Genomic DNA, 2,125 nt, shown 5'->3' with positions numbered 1-2,125 from the left:
TAGGAGCATTACTACTATTTACATATAAAAAAATGTTGTTTTTAACAATATTATTGTTTGAATAATCTAATCTGCCTCTCAAAATGCAATTAGAAATCAAGGAATAGGTTACACCTTGTAATTGAATAGTTCCACCAATATCACATTGTACAATGGTTGCATTGGTTGGATCGCCTGATCCTGCAAAACTTATGCCTCCATTTATTTTACATCGAATTAATGTAAAATCGGTTATAACTCCACTAGATTTAGACAACCCACTATATAATTCCATCCCTTCCATATACAAATTACTGGCGTTATCGCCAAGAAAAATATTAGAGGTATTAGTTATATACGTTTTTTGAGTAGCAGCAGTAGATTCAGGATGGTAACCCGCTCCAATAATTACCAAGCCTTTATCAATGGTTCCGGGCATTGTAAAATTACCTCCGGATACATAAAGGGTGTCGCCAGTTATTGAAGCTTCATAGGCATCTACTAAAGGTGTATCGCCACCAAAAATAGTTGTGGTTCCGTTGCTATGTAATGCAACTGACTTTTGGGCCGTTGTGTAAACAACTGCAAAAAGCAAAAAGATTAAAAATAAAATAATTTTTTTCATAATGGTATAATAATATTAATTAATACTAGCAGATCGTTTTAAAGTTATATTTTGTGAATAAAATGCGAAATGATATTAATCAGTCCAATTATAACAGCAGAGCTTATAAATTTTTATATTGACAGAAAAATTTAATCTTCAATTGAAAAATTAGCATTGTGGCAAAAAAAGAGTTACAATTTCTTGTAACTCTTAATCTATTATATGTTAATATATTTTAGGTCAAATCATCAACACTAACATTAGGCACATTATTTTTAACTGATGTGTTAGACTTAGAGGAACTAATTAAAACTTTGCAGAATACTTATCAAGACTATGTCCGTATTTAAAAAAGCTTTTCTTCTTACGTAGTACTGTAACAAATTTTTACTTATGTCGTCTTTCTAGTACAAACCAATTATAAAACCAGAAACCATGACAACTATAACAAACAATCACATCCGCAGAACCTATAATAACAGAAAAAGTTTCACTTGGAATAACGTGAGAAGAAATAAATAATAATATTTATAAATAAATCATTAATCATAATAAATCAAAAAATAGTGGTGCGTTAATTCGCACCCTTTTTTATTTAAACTAATTTAACTTTGGAGCATACTTATCAAGACTATGCCCATATTTAAAACTTCTCTCTTCGGTTATAGTGTTATATTCATCATCATAAACAACCTCTACAAAGAACTTGTCTATGGCATAACAGTTAATGCGAATATCTTTAGTAATGTAGTTGTCTAAGAATGTACCGTACTGGTTTACAGCTTCCATACATTCATTTAGTTCTAATCTATTAAACTCGTATAAGGTCATTTAATTTATGTTATTTGCTCTTTAACATTGTTAATACCATTTTAAATTTCTCGACTGCAATTAATGCGTGAGGAACATTTGCCGGCATTATTATGCTTTCGCCTACTTCAAGAATATTGGAAACACCATTTATTTTTATATCAGCTTTACCATCAACTATAAAAACTAAGGCATCAAAAGGTGTTGTATGTTCACTCAATCCTTCGTCTTTATCAAAAGCAAATAATGAGATATTCCCTGTTTCTTTTTTTAAGATATGTTTACTAACAACAGCTTTTTCTGCATAAGTAATACTCTTGTTATAGGAAAATATTATTCCTTTCTCAAATTCATTTGACATAGTATTTTCTTTTAAATGTTTAAATTAATCTTTTAATATGAAATGAAGTAAGTTATCAAACGAATAAATATTTGCACAGTTCATAAATGTATGTCTTCAGCCTAATTTGAACTTTTAGGGTTAAGACATACAATAGCAGGATAAATTATTGATTTTTTTGCACATAAAATTCACAAAGTGCTACTTCTTTTCAATCCACCAAGCCCAAAACACAAATAGCCACATTAAATTTGCAGACCAAGCTACTGCAATAATTGAAGGAGGTGGTGGGCCAAACATATTCATAAAATGAATCAATAAAAAAACAACAACCAAAGACCAAAACGCCACTTTACGTTTAAAGGTTACAGTTTTATAGTATAAATAAA

4 protein-coding genes are annotated in these 2,125 nt (G+C 29.6%); all 4 read right to left on the bottom strand.

What is annotated here, in order from left to right; genetic code table 11:
- On the bottom strand, nucleotides 1-604 hold a 604-nt coding region (locus AC15TD_RS02590; RefSeq protein ID WP_484450581.1), incomplete at its 3' end, for a right-handed parallel beta-helix repeat-containing protein.
- A 582-nt stretch (nucleotides 605-1,186) separates the two neighbouring features.
- Nucleotides 1,187-1,417, bottom strand: a complete 231-nt coding sequence (locus tag AC15TD_RS02585; protein WP_484450580.1) for a hypothetical protein — start codon at nucleotides 1,415-1,417, stop codon at nucleotides 1,187-1,189.
- Nucleotides 1,418-1,427: 10 nt separating this feature from the next.
- On the bottom strand, nucleotides 1,428-1,757 hold the full coding sequence (locus AC15TD_RS02580; RefSeq protein ID WP_484450579.1) for a cupin domain-containing protein: 330 nt from the start codon (nucleotides 1,755-1,757) through the stop codon (nucleotides 1,428-1,430).
- A gap of 180 nt (nucleotides 1,758-1,937) precedes the next feature.
- The coding region (locus AC15TD_RS02575) for a hypothetical protein (RefSeq protein WP_484450578.1) at nucleotides 1,938-2,125 on the bottom strand (188 nt) is incomplete at its 5' end.

This window comes from Yeosuana sp. (genome assembly GCF_057126245.1).
Note: the sequence above shows the minus strand (reverse complement) of the source record. Positions and strands in the feature narration are given on the sequence as shown.

Bases quoted from the DNA above. Each gene is read 5' to 3' on its own strand.
- AC15TD_RS02580 (WP_484450579.1), bottom strand. From the start codon at position 1,757: ATGTCAAATGAATTTGAGAAAGGAATAATATTTTCCTATAACAAGAGT.
- AC15TD_RS02585 (WP_484450580.1), bottom strand. From the start codon at position 1,417: ATGACCTTATACGAGTTTAATAGATTAGAACTAAATGAATGTATGGAA.